At 58.4% G+C, this 16,178-nt stretch carries 5 protein-coding genes and 2 pseudogenes; 4 read left to right on the top strand and 3 right to left on the bottom strand.

Features of this window, described 5'->3' with window-relative positions:
• From FJ424_RS34405 to FJ424_RS34245, 3 genes and pseudogenes are all read right to left on the bottom strand, one after another.
• Positions 1–2,831: pseudogene (locus FJ424_RS34405) on the bottom strand (hypothetical protein); the annotation flags it as partial.
• Positions 2,832–2,874: 43 nt separating this feature from the next.
• Positions 2,875–3,618 (bottom strand): hypothetical protein, encoded by a 744-nt coding sequence (locus tag FJ424_RS32840; protein WP_140659870.1) that lies wholly within the window; start codon positions 3,616–3,618, stop codon positions 2,875–2,877.
• A gap of 728 nt (positions 3,619–4,346) precedes the next feature.
• The gene (locus FJ424_RS34245) at positions 4,347–4,556 is read right to left on the bottom strand and encodes a helix-turn-helix transcriptional regulator (protein ID WP_140659871.1); all 210 of its coding nucleotides are present in this window, start codon (positions 4,554–4,556) and stop codon (positions 4,347–4,349) included.
• Between the two features lie 379 nt (positions 4,557–4,935).
• On the opposite strand from FJ424_RS34245, the gene FJ424_RS32830 reads away from it, so the two are divergent.
• The 4 genes and pseudogenes from FJ424_RS32830 to FJ424_RS32815 all read left to right on the top strand — a co-directional run.
• On the top strand, positions 4,936–5,433 hold the full coding sequence (locus FJ424_RS32830) for a hypothetical protein (RefSeq protein WP_140659872.1): 498 nt from the start codon (positions 4,936–4,938) through the stop codon (positions 5,431–5,433).
• Between the two features lie 729 nt (positions 5,434–6,162).
• Positions 6,163–8,331, top strand: coding sequence for a type I secretion system permease/ATPase (locus FJ424_RS32825; RefSeq protein ID WP_281405457.1), 2,169 nt, complete (start codon positions 6,163–6,165; stop codon positions 8,329–8,331).
• A gap of 3 nt (positions 8,332–8,334) precedes the next feature.
• Complete coding sequence (locus tag FJ424_RS32820; protein WP_140659873.1) at positions 8,335–9,780, top strand: HlyD family type I secretion periplasmic adaptor subunit; 1,446 nt, start codon at positions 8,335–8,337, stop codon at positions 9,778–9,780.
• A 604-nt stretch (positions 9,781–10,384) separates the two neighbouring features.
• Positions 10,385–16,178 (top strand): annotated as a pseudogene (locus FJ424_RS32815) (hypothetical protein); the annotation flags it as partial.

Here is a 16,178-nt window from a genome sequence, read left to right as displayed (position 1 = left end):
AGCTTGATCTGGTCGCCGCTGATGCCGTCGCCGATCAGCAGGCTGTAGCCGGAGACGTTGAAGGTCACGTTGGCCGCGATTTGTCCGTCGCCGAGTATGATGACATCGGTGCCTCCATTATCGCTGATAACGTCTATGCCGTCTCCGGCAGCGAACATATAGTAGTCGTTACCGGTCCCCCCATTTAGGCTGTCATTGCCTCTACCGCCGGTCAGCATGTCATTGCCCGCGCTGCCATTGAGCGTGTCGTTGCCTGCTCCTCCCATGAGTGTGTGAGCTGTACCGGCTGCAATGCTGCCTGCGAACTGGGCTAGCGTTGTGTCGCCGGTAACCTCAAATGCCTGTGTGACTGCTGCTGCAAAAGCTGCGTCGTCACCTTGGAAAGAGTCGACACGGAGCCCCTCGAGATAAGTAACAAGTGTCGATATTGCGCTCACCTTGTCCGAGAAATCGTCAGGCAAGTTCATCGACGCGATTATAGCGACAAGATCGAGGTTGCCTTGAACCCGATCCGCATTCTTGTCGTAATTAAGCGTCCCGAGTGCCAGCCAAGGAGTATCGACCAGATCGGCGAGACTGACCCCAAGGTTGCTATTGGCCGCGGCCAGTTGCGAGACGAAATGGGTCATCATTGACCCTACCAGATCCTGATAGAGAGCTTCTAGCTCTGCGGTGGCGTTCGGACCGGGGTTCGGCGTCCCAGCATTGGTTCCTGCGAGTTGTCGATATTGGACGCCGTAGAATGCTTCAAGTACTGCAAGATGCTGCGCGTTCATGTAGTCGCCGCGAGAGCCGGCGGTGATGTCCGTCGTACCGGTCCAATCGGCCAATATTGCTTCGAATGTTGAACGGAACGAACCTGGACCCATTTCGGCGCCGTTTATAACAAGATCCTTGACTTCCTCACGAAGCCCCCCATCCATTGACATCGCATATTGGAGGTCCGCCACATTGCCCCACCCCCTTAAGTCGGGCAGAAGCGCGGCCTCGGGATCGACTGAAAAACCATCGTCGACGATCTTCTTCGACGCCATTTGATCGTTCGTGTACCAGACATCGACCACCGCTTTCGTCGAGCCGTCCGCTCGCTGGTACGAGGCGATATGGCTTACGGCGTTGCCTGCAATCGTCTGGGTCACCTGTTGGGCGTTGGCCTGAATGGAAACGACTCCAAGGTCGGACAACCTCTTTAATTCGCCCGTATCTGTTTGTCCGTTGCCGTTAGTGTCAACCCAGATGCGAAGGTCGACAAATTTTGCGTCGGCGGCGTCTATGATCCCGTCGGAATTCGAATCGAAGTTCCGCAGCACCGTAAAGCCATCCGTGGTCGCATTTCCGAACAGCTCATTGATATTGTCGATCTGTCCGTTTCCGTTTGCATCGTAGGCGAGCATTCCGTCTCCGCCGGTGACCCAGCCCGTCCGCTCGGCAAAGCCATCGGCATCCAGATCAAAGTATACGTTCGAACCAGCGAGGCTGGTGAGTTCGATGCCATCGCTATCAAGATCCAGGACAAGCGGTGACACTGGCGGAGTGAAAAACGTGCCCCTGAACCAAGTGGGAGCAGTGCTCCTTGCACCGCCTCCGGCCATACCGGCTCCAGTCGTGCTACCGCTACCGCTGCCGCCGGATGAGTCTGCTCCGGTCCCCGAACCGCCTCCGAGTTCGTGCGCCCAGTTTGAGAGCGACTGCGAAAGCGCCCCGAGTGCGTCCGAAATGTGCTGAGCCATGTCTGGGCCATTTGTGTAGCCGACATAACCAACAGCGAGCGCACCGACGAGCGCACCAACTGCAATGCCTAAAGGTCCAAATTCGGTACCGAGGAGCGCCCCATCAAGCACACCCTCACCGATGGCGACAAGCAAGGCATCGTTAGCAACACCCGCAAGGTAGCTGCCTATAAGTTTGCCGATAGCTGTACCTATTTCAGCACCAACAACAGAGCCGGTCAGACGGCCAGAAAGATCTGTCAGTATCTTATCACCGAGAGGGACGTCGCCATTAAGGTAAGCTTGCCTGGCGTCACGCAAACCCTTCAGGGCTGTTGCTGCCAGAAGGGCTAACCCGATGTAACCTAGGGCGCCATTGAGCGCGTCGACGTCGGCTGCCAGCGAATCTACCAAGCCCTGCATATCTTGCATGACTGACTGCGGGAACGCGGTTGAAATGTCATACCCGCCAAACTTCAAGGATCCATCGCCTGAAGCATGCTGAATCAGATTTCCAAACCTATAAAACTGCGCTTCGTTCAAGTAACCTTGGCTTGGATCGTAGCTGCTCGAGTTTGGGTCGAACATAGACCCAACTTGCTTATAACCATCGGCAAATTCACTGTAATTAAAATAGCTCATCGCCGCCTCTGCAGCAGCCACATTAAGCGCGTCGAGGCTATTCAGTACGTTGTTATTTATAAAATCTGCGGCAGCAAGCTTGTCTCCAAGATCGAGGTATTCATTGACAAAATCTAGATTTCCGAGCTGCGCCTTGTTATCGGAAAAGATATAATAGTCGGACAGTGACCCTCCAGAAATAGACATGTCGTTCAGGATTGCGGCAGCTATCGACTTCTCACCTAAGTCCGTCGAGTTACCGCCAGCGAGGCCGGTATCCGCTACCGCAATGCCATTGGCCGCCATCCAGGCGTCGGCGTAGTCGGCTATCTGGCCCTCACCGAGTTCATCCTCGATTACGTCAGTGATTTCTATTTCCGCCCCCATGTTCTGTGCATAACTAAGCCACAGATCAAGGACAGCGTACGGGTTGCCAATCTTCTCCCCGGCCTTTATAGCGTTGACCAATGTATCTGTGTCGACAAATATGGTCTTTCCCATATCAAAAGTCCTCGCTTTAACTACTGCCCTTGTCGTACGCCCCTTACATGCTCTTAGAGCGCATTTTTACCTGCTGGCACCATTCTGCGAAAGTCATATATCCTCGGCGCTCATTGAACCATTCGGTCTCAAGTTGGTCCCGCGCCTGCGCGTTTTCTGGCTCAAGCATTTTAAATTTGTAGACCTGATTAGCTTCAACCAAGAGGCCAGACAGTATGCCTCTTAGGCTACAATCTTCCGGAAGTGGAAATATCTCTGTGGTGCGGCGTAAAATGCGATGAATGATTTCAAGGCCGATAAATCCGATGTTGTTATTGACGTCGCAATATTCGACCCACAACTCACGGTCAGCGCGCTGAATGTAGTTAATAGTTTCTTTTACTTGGTCTTTTGTCCACTCCACGTTGCCATTTCTAAGTTGAGGGGTTTGTTTTGTGTAGGCCAGTCGTCTTTCTCTACGTTGCACCCGACTTTCAGGTTGCCAGAGCGTAAACCCAAAAGCTCGCTCGTTTGTAAAGCGAAAGTCGACTGCGGCCGCCTTATAGTGCTTTCTATGGAGACCGGGAAAAAGTTCTTCGATCACTGAGCAAATATGATCATTCATCTGGTTAGATATGAAGCCGTTATCATTCTCCGAATCAAGATAAGACTGCCATTCGTTGGTGAAGTTCTTGCGATATGTGGAAATGATAAGGTTGATTTCCTCGGAGGTCCATTCGCGGATGCTTGTCAAACGACCCGGAAAGGTTGACCGAACCTTGAATGGAGGGGACGTATGCTGCGGCATGATTTCTTCCGTTCGGAGACTCTCGCAAAGAGCACTGTCATCGATACACGGTGTTGGCTTCTATAGCGCATAATGGGTCAAGCGCGGAACCTCGGTCCCCGCGATAGGCAGCGCTCGAGCTGTCACTCGAGAGACGGGACGGACGAATAGACTGCAGCCTTCTAAGTGGTGCTCGGCTGGAAGCCGGGGCACACGTCATGCTCAGGCTGCGCTCGTGCAACTACGAGGAGTTAGTTCCGAGAAGTTTACCCATGAAAAAAATCCACCCGGAGAGAGCGGATTGTGACCGCCTCCACTTCCCCAAAAACGTGTCCTGAGAATAAGGCAGGTTTCTCACTTTTTGCAATGGTGTATTAGAGATTAACGAAGACTTTTTTGGCCCAGTATTCGCCAGCGAAAGGCAAGTTGGTCCGGTGCGAATTGTCTTCTGGAAGAACTAAGCCCTCGTGGTTCAGCCTCAGTCGAGGCTCGCACGTTGAGCCCCTGCATCTTCGGAAATGTATGAAACCATCGGTCCTCACCATCCGGAGCGTTTCAGAGTGGGGAAGCCATTAACGAAGTACCAGCCGCAGTTGATGAGGAAATTGCCACGATCGGCGCATGAAGATCGCAAGTCTTCAAGTGCTCTTGCTCTTGTCCGCTGTCTGCTGCTTGGACTGAAAGTCAGAAACGCAGTCCAAGGATGCCTTCGGACTTAGGCTCGAAGCAATGCACGCGTGATAGGGGTGTCATTGGTGGCGCTTGGCGAAGCGCACACGAGCGCCACCGCCGTTCTCTGGGATGAATTCGATCCCAGCAGCTTTGAAAGTTGTTTGGAGCGTCGCCAAGGTAGAACCCTTAAGCTGCTCGCCTCGTTCAAAGCGGGCGACAGTATCTGGTGATACGCCCGCGTTACGAGCTAAGTCTCTTGTTCCCCAGCCCAGTGCCACCCGCGCCATTTTACATTGGACTGCATTTATTTTCGTAACATCGATGCGATTTTCGTTGATCCGCAGTCCCCGCCGCCGAGCTATCGTATCCCTGATACGATCATAGTCTGGCTAGTGCGGCTGCTGATAGTGTTGAGACCACCTCCAGCAGCCTGACCACAACCTAAGCTTCAGGGAGCTCGGATCATGGCTGATTCCGACCATAGCATGACTCTGTCTTCCGTCACCCGCAGGACGGTACTTAGTGCAACGACGATTGCAATCGTCGGATGGGAGACGAGGGCGGTTGCCGAAGCGGTGACTGGCCCCTCAGATCCGGCGCTGGCGGTTTGGCGAGAATGGCGCAACGCTCACGAAGAGAGCGAGCGCCTCTGCGATCAGAGTGCACTTGGAGCGCGCGCTGGTCGAGACCGTCGGTTACCCTTGCGCGACCGTCCAGTTGCCGGGTGGTGAGGATGTAACGGTTCATTCGATCGGGGCACTCCGTGAGGTGTTTGGTGCTGGTGCTGAAGCCGATGAAGTTCGCGCGAAGGTAGAAGCCCATTTGGTGGCTCATCAAGCACGCTGGGATGCCGCCGACAGGCGAATTGGCTATTATTCGTCCGTGACAGAGGCCGAAAGGAAGACAGGCGACCGAGCCGAAGAATTGCTCGAAGCCTTGGCTGCGGCCCCGGCCACCTCGCTTGCCGGCGTAGCGGCCAAATTGAATGCTGTGCTTCTTGAGAGAGAGGTGCGGGAGAGAGGCGCCGAGTTTCCCTGGCCGCAAATTCGCTCGGCATTCGATGACGTCGTCAGGTTGGGCCAAGAAGGTGGGCTCGTGTCATCAGATCGCGATTGTTTTTCGTTCGCGTCCGAACCGACAGAAGTCGGAAGGAGAGGGGGTTAGCCCTTAGCCGTCCGCAGTGCGAGCGCAGAAAAGACGGCTGAAGCGTGCATATCGGCCATTTGAGATCGGAGAGAGATCGGCCATCCTTTCCTGATTACCAAGCGCCTCAAATAGGTAGGATGATGAAAACTACAAGGGACGACGCGGGCGGTCCGGGCTCTTCGCCGGCGGCGAGGCGCCCTGCTTTACAGATTGCCCGAGGCGCTACCATGGCCTGCATTGGCCTAGAAGCCGACTGCAGTTCGCGAACAATTCATCCGACGGGCACTTTTTCTTACAAAAACCTTGCACATGGATCAGATAATGTCAAGAATCGCTCTATATACAAGATGATGTAAGAAAGCTATTCGGTCTCCAAGACCGCTGGTCGCGGGTCAAACTCGCTGCCTCTCTGGCTCCATTTCTCTCGGGTTATTGCCTCTTCGCGATCGCTTGCTGCTCAGACTGCCCGTAGGCGCCTTGCCGGTCCCAGGTTGGAGCCAGTGTGTGCCTTCCCCTGAAGCGACTGATCGGCGCTCACATAGGTCGTGCCCCTTGGCCCGTGTCCGCAGCCGACGTGAGCGCGCTCAGGACCGTGCATCTCGGTAATGCATATTAAAATCCGCTAATGTTACATGATACTTAGCGTTACGCGCCGGGCCGAAATATTTCTGCAATCCCTGCTTGCGTGCCAAATGGAAGCGGCGCATGAATGAGTAAGCGCCATTCTGCGCTTCTTCCGGGGGGAAGGTGAACTCCGTCACGCCTATCGTGGCTGGACTGGACAGTGGTGTCATTTGCTTGACGCTGTTGACTCAGTATTTGCGCCAGCCTGCAGACCCTGATGCCATCCGCCACGATCTCGGTCTTGGCGAGCGGTTGGCCGATTGTGTCGATATCGTCAGGGCGGCGAAGCGGCTGAAACTCAAGGCCAGGATGGTGCAGCCGTCGCCGAAACGGCTGGACCGCCTGCCGCTGCCGGCCATCATCGAGAAGAAGGACGGCTCCTTTGCGGTGCTGGCGGCGGCATCGGCCGCTAAGGTACTGCTGCAGGACCCACAGATCAGCGCGCCACTGGAGCTAACGCGCGAGGATTTCGAGGCGCTGTGGAGCGGCCATGTCGTGCTGGTCACCAGCCGCGCCTTCGCGCAAGGCTTTTCCAGGCGTTTCGACTTCTCCTGGTTCATCCCCGAGATCATCCGCTATCGCCGGATCTTCGCCGAGGTCCTCCTGGCCTCCTTCTTCGTGCAACTGCTCGGCCTGATCTCGCCGATCTTCTTCCAGTTGGTGATCGACAAGGTCCTGGTCCACAACGGCTTGACCACGCTGGAGGTGCTGGTCATCGGCTTGTCGGCGGTGTCAATGTTCGAGGTGTTGCTCACGGGGCTTCGCACCTACACAACCATCCATACCACCAGCCGCATCGACGTCGCGCTGGGCGCCAAACTGTTCCATCATCTGCTCGGCCTGCCGATCGCCTATTTCGAGGCCCGCCAAACCGGCCAGACGGTAGCGCGCGTTCATGAACTGGAAAATATCCGCGCCTTCCTCACCGGCTCGGCGCTCACCGTGCTGCTCGATGTCTTGTTCCTCTTTGTCTTCCTGGCGGTGATGTATCTCTACAGCGGCTGGCTGACGCTGATCGTCATCTGCTCCATTCCCGCCTATGTGATCCTGTCGATGGCGGTGACGCCGGAGTTTCGCCGCCGCATCGAGGAAAAGTTCAACCGCGGCGCCGAGAACCAGACCTTTCTGGTCGAATCCATCGTCGGCGTCGAGACGCTGAAGGCGATGGCGGTCGAGCCGCAGATGCAGCGGCGCTGGGAGGACCAGCTTGCCGGCTATGTCGCGGCCGGCTTCGGCACGGCAAGGCTTTCCAACTTCGCCACCAACACGGCCCAGTTCATCTCCAAGGCGGTGATCGTGCTGACGATGTGGTTCGGCGCCAAGGCGGTGCTGGCCGGCGACATGACAGTCGGCCAGCTCGTCGCCTTCAACATCATGGCCGGCCGCGTCTCAGGCCCGGTGCTGCGGCTGGCGCAGCTGTGGCAAGACCTGCAGCAGGTGCGCATCTCGGTCGATCGGCTCGGCGACATCCTCAACGCCCCGGCGGAACTCACCGGCGGGGCGGGGCAGGGCTCGTTGCGCAAGATCGTCGGCCATGCCGCCTTCGACCACGTCACGTTCCGCTATCGCCCCGGCGAGCGGGAGATCCTGAGCGACGTTTCCTTCCAGGTCGAACCCGGTGAGATCATCGGCATCGTCGGTCCATCGGGTTCCGGCAAAAGCACGGTTGCAAAACTGTTGCAGCGGCTGCATGTGCCGGAGCGCGGCCGTGTGTTGATCGACGGCGTCGATCTGGCATTGATCGATCCGCGCAGTCTCCGCCGCCAGATCGGCGTGGTGCTGCAGGAAAACATACTGTTTCGCCGCACAGTGCGCGAGAATATCGCGCTGGCCGATCCGGCGCTGCCGCTCGACCGCGTCATCGAGGCGGCGAAGCTCTCCGGCGCGCATGAGTTCATCGTCCAGCTTAAATCCGGCTACGACACGGTGCTGGAAGAGCGCGGCGCCAACCTTTCCGGCGGCCAGCGCCAGCGCATCGCCATTGCGCGCGCGCTGGTCACCAATCCGCGAATCTTGATCTTCGACGAGGCGACGAGCGCACTCGACTACGAGTCCGAATATGTCATCCAGCAGAACATGCGGCAGATGGCCAAGGGCCGCACCGTCTTCATTATCGCGCACCGGCTGGCCGCGCTGCGCGACGCCACCCGCATCCTCACCATCGAGGCCGGCCGCATCACCGAGCAGGGCACGCATGAGGAGCTGCTGCGCAAGGGCGGACGCTACGCCCAGCTTCACCGCCTGCAGGCCGAGCAGCGGCCGGCTGAGCCTCAACAGGAGGCGGCGGAGTAGACCATGGGCCGTTACTGGAACGCCGTGAAGGAAGGCCTGGCGCGAGAGGCGCAGGCGAAGCGCCCGGCGCTCAAGCGCCATGAGCGCGAGTTCCAGGCCGCCGCGATCGAGATCCTGGAAACGCCAGCCTCGCCGGCGGCCCGCATCTTCGCCGCCTTGATCATGGTGTTCGCAACCGGCGCGCTCGCCTGGTCGTGGTTCGGCCGCGTTGACACTTATGCCACCGTCCAAGGCAAGCTGATCCCGATCGGCAAGGTGCAGGTCATCGAGCCGCTCATTACGGGCACGGTGAAGGCGCTGCATGCCCAGCTCGGGGCCTATGTCGAGGCAGGCGAGGTGCTGGTCGAGCTCGACCCATCTGAATACGCCGCCGAGCGAAAGAAGCTGACCGGCAATCTCGAAGCCGCCCAGGTCTCCGAGGCGCGGCTCGAGGCGCTGGTCGCCGCGGTGGCACAGGAGAGCAATGCGGCCGATGCCGATTTCGCCGCGCCCGCAGACGCTCCGAAACCGCTTGTCGATCTACAACGCCAGCAGATGCGGCAATCGCTTGCCGCCTATCAGGCCGAGCAGGCGAGCCTTGAGGCGGCGATTGCGCAAAAACGCGTCGAGATCGAGCGCGGCAACCGCACGTTGGTCGAGCGCCGCAAGCTGGTGAGCCTGGCCGGCGACAGGCTGAATGTCTACGAGCAATTGGAAAAGCGCCAGGTAGGCATCAAGACCAGCACCATCGAAGCTCGCCAGGGTGAGCAGGACCAGTTGATGGCGGCGGTCGACGGTGAAGGTCAGGTCGCCGAGCTCGAAGCCACCGTACAGACGCTGGTCGCGCAGAAGCGCGAGCGCCGCGAGGCCTATCTCGACAAAGTCAACACCGAGTTGATCGAGGTCGACCGGTCGATCGGCGAATTGCAGCAAGACCTAGCTAAGGCCGAGCTGTTCGAGCGCTCTAGCACGCTGAAATCCCCCGTCGCCGGCCGCGTGCAGCAACTCGAGGTCAACACGCAGGGCGAGGTGGTGCAGACCGGCCAGAAGCTTATGGTGATCGTGCCCGACGGCACGAAGCTTGAGATCGAGGCCATGCTCCTCAATCGCGACAAGGGTTTTGTCCATGAGGGGCAGGAGGTTCGGGTGAAACTGGAGTCCTTCCCCTTCACGCGCTACGGCACCCTCGACGGCAAGGTGCTGACGGTATCCAACGACGCGATCCCGGCGGGCGCGCCGCAGTCGGCTCCGGGTGGGAAGCAAGAAACGGCGCACGCCGCCGCCGGACCACTGGTGTTTCCGGTGCGGATTGGACTCAACGAGACATCGATACGGGTTGAAGGCGAGGATGTGACGCTGACGCCCGGCATGTCGGTGACAGCGGAAGTGAAGACCGGCAATCGGCGAGTGCTTGAGTTTCTGCTCGATCCGCTGATGGAGATGACGGATGAAGCGTTTCATGAGCGGTAAGTGGGACGCGAACGAAGAAATTTGAACTGCGGAAATGGAAAGGTGCGCGAATGTTGGTTGGAATTATTCTAATTGTTACACAGGTCGCGACGGGACATGTCGCAACATACAGCCCAGTGGATTACGGAAATTCTGTCGCATACGACAAATGCGTTAAAGATAATTCCGAGTCATATTGTTCGTGTGTGGTGGCCACGTCAAAATCGTTGGAAGATAACGAAGATATATTGAATATATTTCTGAGCGGAAACGAGGTCAATCGCTCAGTCAAGATGATTCAAGATTTGATCGATAGCAACAAATACAACTCCCACGTCTTTTCGTCCAGAAAGGATAAATCAGAATTTGTGAGGGGGAAGCTCGCGCTATTCTTAAGCGAAGTGAAAAGAAAGTGCGGTTAAATAGTTCGCTTTTGATCAGATTTGAACACATTTGCTGGCGCTAGGGGGCTGAAATGGTTGGGACTGACAAAACTGGTAGAGTTACGCATACACAGACCCCGGGGGTCGTCACCGCGTTTGACAATGGAGTCAGGGCGATAGGTGGCTTGTTCGGCAATTTTGGCCGGTGGGTCGGTGGCCTAACCACTGAGAATATCAGGGATATGTTCGCGCCGCCGTCGCGCTACGATATCGCTCGTGACAGTCTGGCCGAATCAAATCGGCAGGAGGATGCAGCCGCAGCTCGAGAACACAGGCCCTCTCAGGCTCTCAACAAAACTGCCATCGGTCTAGATTTCTTGGATGGGCTTACCAGTCGAACGCCTGCAGATGAGCAGGCCGTCCAAAATGCGTTGGATGTCCTAGGTGCAATTGAAGACGGCATTAATGCGAGGAACGCTCTTCAAATAGCAAATATTCCAAATAATCCCAACGCGCCGACCTATTTCAGCGGCGGCTACGTCAATCCGAATACGCCCAACGATCGCAATGCTCCTGGCTACTTCGGCGCATCATTGGCCAACGCTTCGTTGGGCTTCGGTCCAGGCTCTATGGCTGCAGGGCGTCAGGCCGAACTCGGTTCGCAGCCCGGATATACCGGCGCACCGCCAGCCAGCGCTTCGCCGGGCTTTGGTCCGGGTTCCATGGCTGCAGGACGTCAAGCGGAACTTGGGTCTCAGTCCGGATACGTGGGGGTCCCCTCGGCTAGTGCCTCGCCGGGCTTCGGACCAGGTTCGATGGCGGTGGGGCGGCAGGCCGAGCTCGGATCGCAGCCCGGCTATGCCGGATCTTCATCGGTGTCGTCGGCCGACTCGCGAGCTGCCGATAAGTCCGGTAATCCAGGAGTCAGCGGTGGCACCAGCAGCGACCACCCGCACGGAGGTGCGGAGTCGAACGGCAGTGGCTCGTCCTACGGGGTTAGTAATGCCTACAGCGGAGCCGAGGCAACTGGCACCGGCTCCTCCTATAACGTCGGCTTCACCAATCCAAACACTCCCAACAACCCAAATGCACAAGGCTATTTCAGCACCACCGTCGCGGTCAGCCAGCCGAGCCCGTCGTATAGCGAAGATGACCGGGCGCGGGCTCTACTTACCAGCGTGGCGCTCGGATGGAATCCCGCATCTGCCCTTCCGGAAGCAGTCGCAACCGAAGTTCCAATTAGCAACATCGCGATTGTGCCGAGCGTAAAGATCGTAACTGTCAGGAAGAATGTTCCGGTCACGCATGTGGTCCCCCACGTTGTCGTACCGTCTGTGGTTGTACCCCAGTGGGTCGTTGTCAATGGCCAGGTTAGCAAAGCTCCGATCGACACGCTCGGTCAGGCTACTCAAAACCAGATAGACAAAGGACTGTCCGCTGCAGCCACCAGGGCGTCGATCGAACAGGCTGCTGCGAGAATGGGCATCAACCCGAAAGATCCCAACCTGCAGACGATGATTGATCGGAGGCTTTCGCAAGCGGGCAAGTCCGACCACACCGCCGAAGCGGGCGCAACAAGATCTGGATATGCACCTCCCGGAGGTGAATATGGAACTACCGGCTACGACCATCATGGCAACTACAGCAGCAGCACCTATAGCCATTCCAGCCCCAGCAGCGGTAGCAGTGGTGGCGGCAGTAGCAGTGGGTCGACATCGAGCAGTGGCAGCCAAAGCGGCTCCAGCAGCAGTGGTGGCCGGGCCGGTTGGGCCGGCCGGCCCGTTATTCTCGACCTGGACGGGAACGGCCTGTCGATCAATCCGCTGAGCTCCTCGTCGCAGTTCATCGATCTCGAAGGTGACGGTTACAAGCACCGCACCGCCTGGGCTGGTGCGGGCAACGGCGTGTTGGTGCTCGATGCTGACGGTGACGGCAAGATCAGCCGCTCGAGCGAGTTCGTCTTCACCGAATGGGACCAAACTGCGGACAGCGATCTCGATGCGCTGAAGAGCGTGTTCGACACCAATCACAACGGCATGCTTGATGCCGGCGACGACCGCTGGTCTGAATTCAAGATCATGGTCAATGGCCAGTTGGTGTCGCTTGCATCCCTCGGCATCGCATCGATCGGCCTGACTGCAACGGGCAGTGGCCAGAATTTTGCCGATGGCTCGGCGATCACCGGGACGGCGACCTATACCAAGACCGACGGAACAATCGGGGCTGTCGGCGATGCGGCATTGGCCTCGGATGCCGACGGCTACATCATCAAGTCGAACACCGTCACCAATGGCGACGGTTCGAAGACCACGACGCTTGGCGGCTACGACAAGGACGGCACGCTGGCCTTTCAGAACCGCATCACCGTCAGCGCCGACGGCCTGTCGACCACAACCCAGTTCGATGATGACGGCAACGGTACCTACGAGCGTTCGCAGACGGATGTGACGACCGTCACGGCAGGTGTCCGCCAGCGCGTCGTCAGCGATTTCAACACCGACGGTTCGCTGGCCGAGCGCACTACGACCACAACCAGCGCCGACAAGACCACGGTGACGACGGCGCTCGACCAGGATGGCGACGGCGCCAGCGACCAGACGCAGATCTTTGTCAAGAATGCCGACGGCTCGACCACGACGACGGTGTCTGAGAACAGTGTCAACGGCACCCTGCTGCGCAAGGTTGTCACCACGGCCTCCGCCGATGGCCTGACGAAGACCGTTCAGAGCGATTCGACGGGCAGCGGCACTTATGACCTGACCACCACTGAGACGACCGTTGTCGCTGGCGACGGCACCCGCACTAAGACGGTAGCCGAAACCTCGAGTGGTGGCACACTGATCGATCGCGAACTGACCGTAATCAGCGCCGACGGTCGCATGCGCACCGTCTCGCACGACCTTGACGGTGACGGCACCTACGAAACCCGCGATGTCAGCGCCATCACCGCTGGCGCCGGCGGTTCGACCGTAACCACCGTCTCTACCTATAGCTCGACCAACGTACTGATCGGCAAGGCAGTCGCCACCACAAGCAGCGACGGCCTATCCAAGACGATCTCGACGGATTCGAATGGCGACGGACAGGCGGATCTTGTCTCGTCGGACGTGACGGTGGTTGGCGCCGGCGGCAGCCTGGCGGAAACGCAGCAGCTCAAGAGCCGTGATGGCACATTGCTATCCAGCACGGTGACCAACACCAGCGGTGATCTCAAGACGATTTCGATCTCCACCGATGCCAATGGCGACGGCCACGTTGACATGGCCAAGACGATCGTCATCGATGGCGCCGGCGTGACGACTTCAACCGCCAGCCAGTACAATGCCGACGGCTCCCTTATTGGCCGAACGTACGACCAAACCTCCGCCGACGGCCTATCTCTGACCCACAAGGTCGACATCGATGGTGACGGCACCTATGACACCGTCGTCACCGACGTGACGACCACGGATGCCTCCAGCAACCGCACGCACACGGTGACGACAAAGAGCGCCGACGGCACGCTGATTGGCAGCTCCGCGATTACCACCAGTGCGGACAGCCTCACGCAGACTGAGAAGGATGACATCGACGGTAACGGTACGGTCGACCGCACGATTGTCACAGCGACAGTCCTTGGTGGCGATGGCAGCCGCACGGTGACCTCCTCGACGACCAGCGCCAGCGGGGCCTTGTTGGCCAAGACCGAGCTCAAGACCAGCGCCGATCGCAAGACGACCACCACGAAGATCGACGCTAATGGCGACACCAAGATCGATCGCACCATCGTCGATGTCGTCAATGCCGATGGCAGCGAGGTCTCCACCGTATCGGACACCGACAGCAACGGTGTTCTGCATGGCAAGACCGAAACCAGCATCTCCAGCGATGGACTGACCAGAACATTCAAGCAGGACGTCAATGGCGACGGTGTGTACGACACCACGACCCAGTCCGTAACTGCTATTGCGAGTTCGGGCACGCGCACGACAACCAATTCGACCACCTCCAGCAACGGCACGCTGTTGTCGAGGTCCGTCGCCGCCGTGTCGGCCAATGAGCTGAGCGTCAATCTGCAGATCGACGCGGACGGCGACGGCGTGGTTGAACGTAAATCCAGCGACGTCACCGTTCTCAATACGGATGGTTCGAAAACCCGAACCGCCTCGGATTTGAGCGGCAGCGGCGCGCTCGTCGATAAGACGGTCACGTTCACCAGTGCGGACGGGCATACGAAGACGACATCGACCGATCTTGACGGCGACGGGCTCTTCGACCTGGTTTCGTCCGATGTGAAGCTTCTCGGCTCCAACGGCAGCACCATCGAGACGCTGCAGGTGAAAAGCCGCGATGGTTCACTGCTTTCCAGTTCAAGTACCAACGCCAGTGCAGATCAGAGAACGATTTCGATCGCGGCTGACGCCGACGGAGATGGCCATGTGGATACAGTCAAGACGATCGTCGTTGACAATGCTGGCGTCACCACATCGAGCGGTAACATCTACAATCCGGACGGCTCGCTGGCCGGTAAGACCTTCTACCAAGCTTCAGCCAATGGGCTGTCGGTGACCAGTAAGGCAGACATGGACGGCGACGGCACCTATGATTGCGCCGTCGCCGACCTGACGACCATCGATGTCTCCGGCAATCGCACCCGCACTGTCACAACGAGGAGTGCTAACGGCACGTTGGTAGGCAGTTCGGCCGTCACCATCAGCGCCAATGGCCTCACCCGGACCGAGAAGGACGATATTAACGCTGACGGTACCGTTGACCGGACGATAGTGACCACGACCGTTCTCGGCTCCGACGGGAGCAATACGGTAACCTCGACGACCACCAGCACCAGCGGTGCTATGCTGGCGAGGACCGAAGTTGCGACAAGTGCCGACCAAAAGACGGTTACGACCAAGATCGATGCCAACGGCGATAGCAAGACGGATCGGACCCAGGTCGACATCCTGAATGCCGACGGCAGCCTTACGACGACGGTGTCGGACACCGACATCAATGGCGTTCTGCATGCCAAGGCGGAGACGACGGCCTCCGCAGATGGCCTGACCACGACCGTGAAACAGGACATCAATGGCGACGGCGTATATGACACGATCGCGCAAGCTGTGACCGCCATCGCTGCTTCCGGTGCCCGCACCGCCACGACCTCGACGAGTTCCAGCAACGGCAGCTTGCTGTCGAAAACAATCGCGACGGTCTCGGGTAATGGGTTGAGCACCGATATCCAGGTGGATGCCGACGGGGACGGCATCGTCGAGAACAAGTCGAGCGACGTCACCGTTCTAAACGCCGATGGCTCGACGACGAGGACCGTTTCGGCACTCGCCGGAACCGGTGCGCTGATCGGCAAGACCATCACGACTAAGAGCGCCAATGGCCTGACCTCGACGGTCCAGACCGACCTCGATGGCAATGGCACGGTCGACCGAACTGGCACCGCCACCACGACACTGGGCGCCGACGGCTCGAAGGTCGACACGGTGACCGTTCTCAACGCCAACAATGTGAGAATCTCACGTGTCATAACGACAACAAGCGGCGACGGGCATGACGTCGTAACCACGACCGAAATCGACGGCACCGGCATCACCGGCGAAATGCTGAGCACGAGCCTAAACGCAAACGGCTCAACCACACAGATCAATCGAGCCTATGTCGCCGGTGTCATGACCTCTTCGGCGACCAAGACAAACAGCGCCAACGGCCTCTCCAGCACGCTTGCCACCGATCTCGACGGCAACGGCACTATCGATCAGTCGACGACCGATGTGTTCGTTCTTAACGCCGATGGCAGCAAGACCGAGACCATTACCGATCTCGACGCCGTCGGCGCGGTGAAGGACAAGACCGTTGTCGTCACGAGTGCCAATGGCCTTGTGAAGACAACAACTTGGGCTGCTGTCGGCGCAACCACCAGCCGCTCGAAGGTCGACACGACCGTCCTAAATTCGGACGGCAGCACCAGCGAGACCGTTGATTACAAGAAAGCGGACGGATCGCTGGAGAGCCACACCATCACAACGGTCAGCGCCAATCGGTTGA

Source organism: Mesorhizobium sp. B3-1-8 (assembly GCF_006439495.1).
Classification (GTDB): domain Bacteria; phylum Pseudomonadota; class Alphaproteobacteria; order Rhizobiales; family Rhizobiaceae; genus Mesorhizobium.
This window is presented reverse-complemented; position numbering and strand designations above follow the sequence as displayed.

Coding starts and splice junctions, on each gene's coding strand:
- FJ424_RS32840 (WP_140659870.1), bottom strand. CDS start 3,618: ATGCCGCAGCATACGTCCCCTCCATTCAAGGTTCGGTCAACCTTTCCG.
- FJ424_RS34245 (WP_140659871.1), bottom strand. CDS start 4,556: ATGGCGCGGGTGGCACTGGGCTGGGGAACAAGAGACTTAGCTCGTAAC.
- FJ424_RS32820 (WP_140659873.1), top strand. CDS start 8,335: ATGGGCCGTTACTGGAACGCCGTGAAGGAAGGCCTGGCGCGAGAGGCG.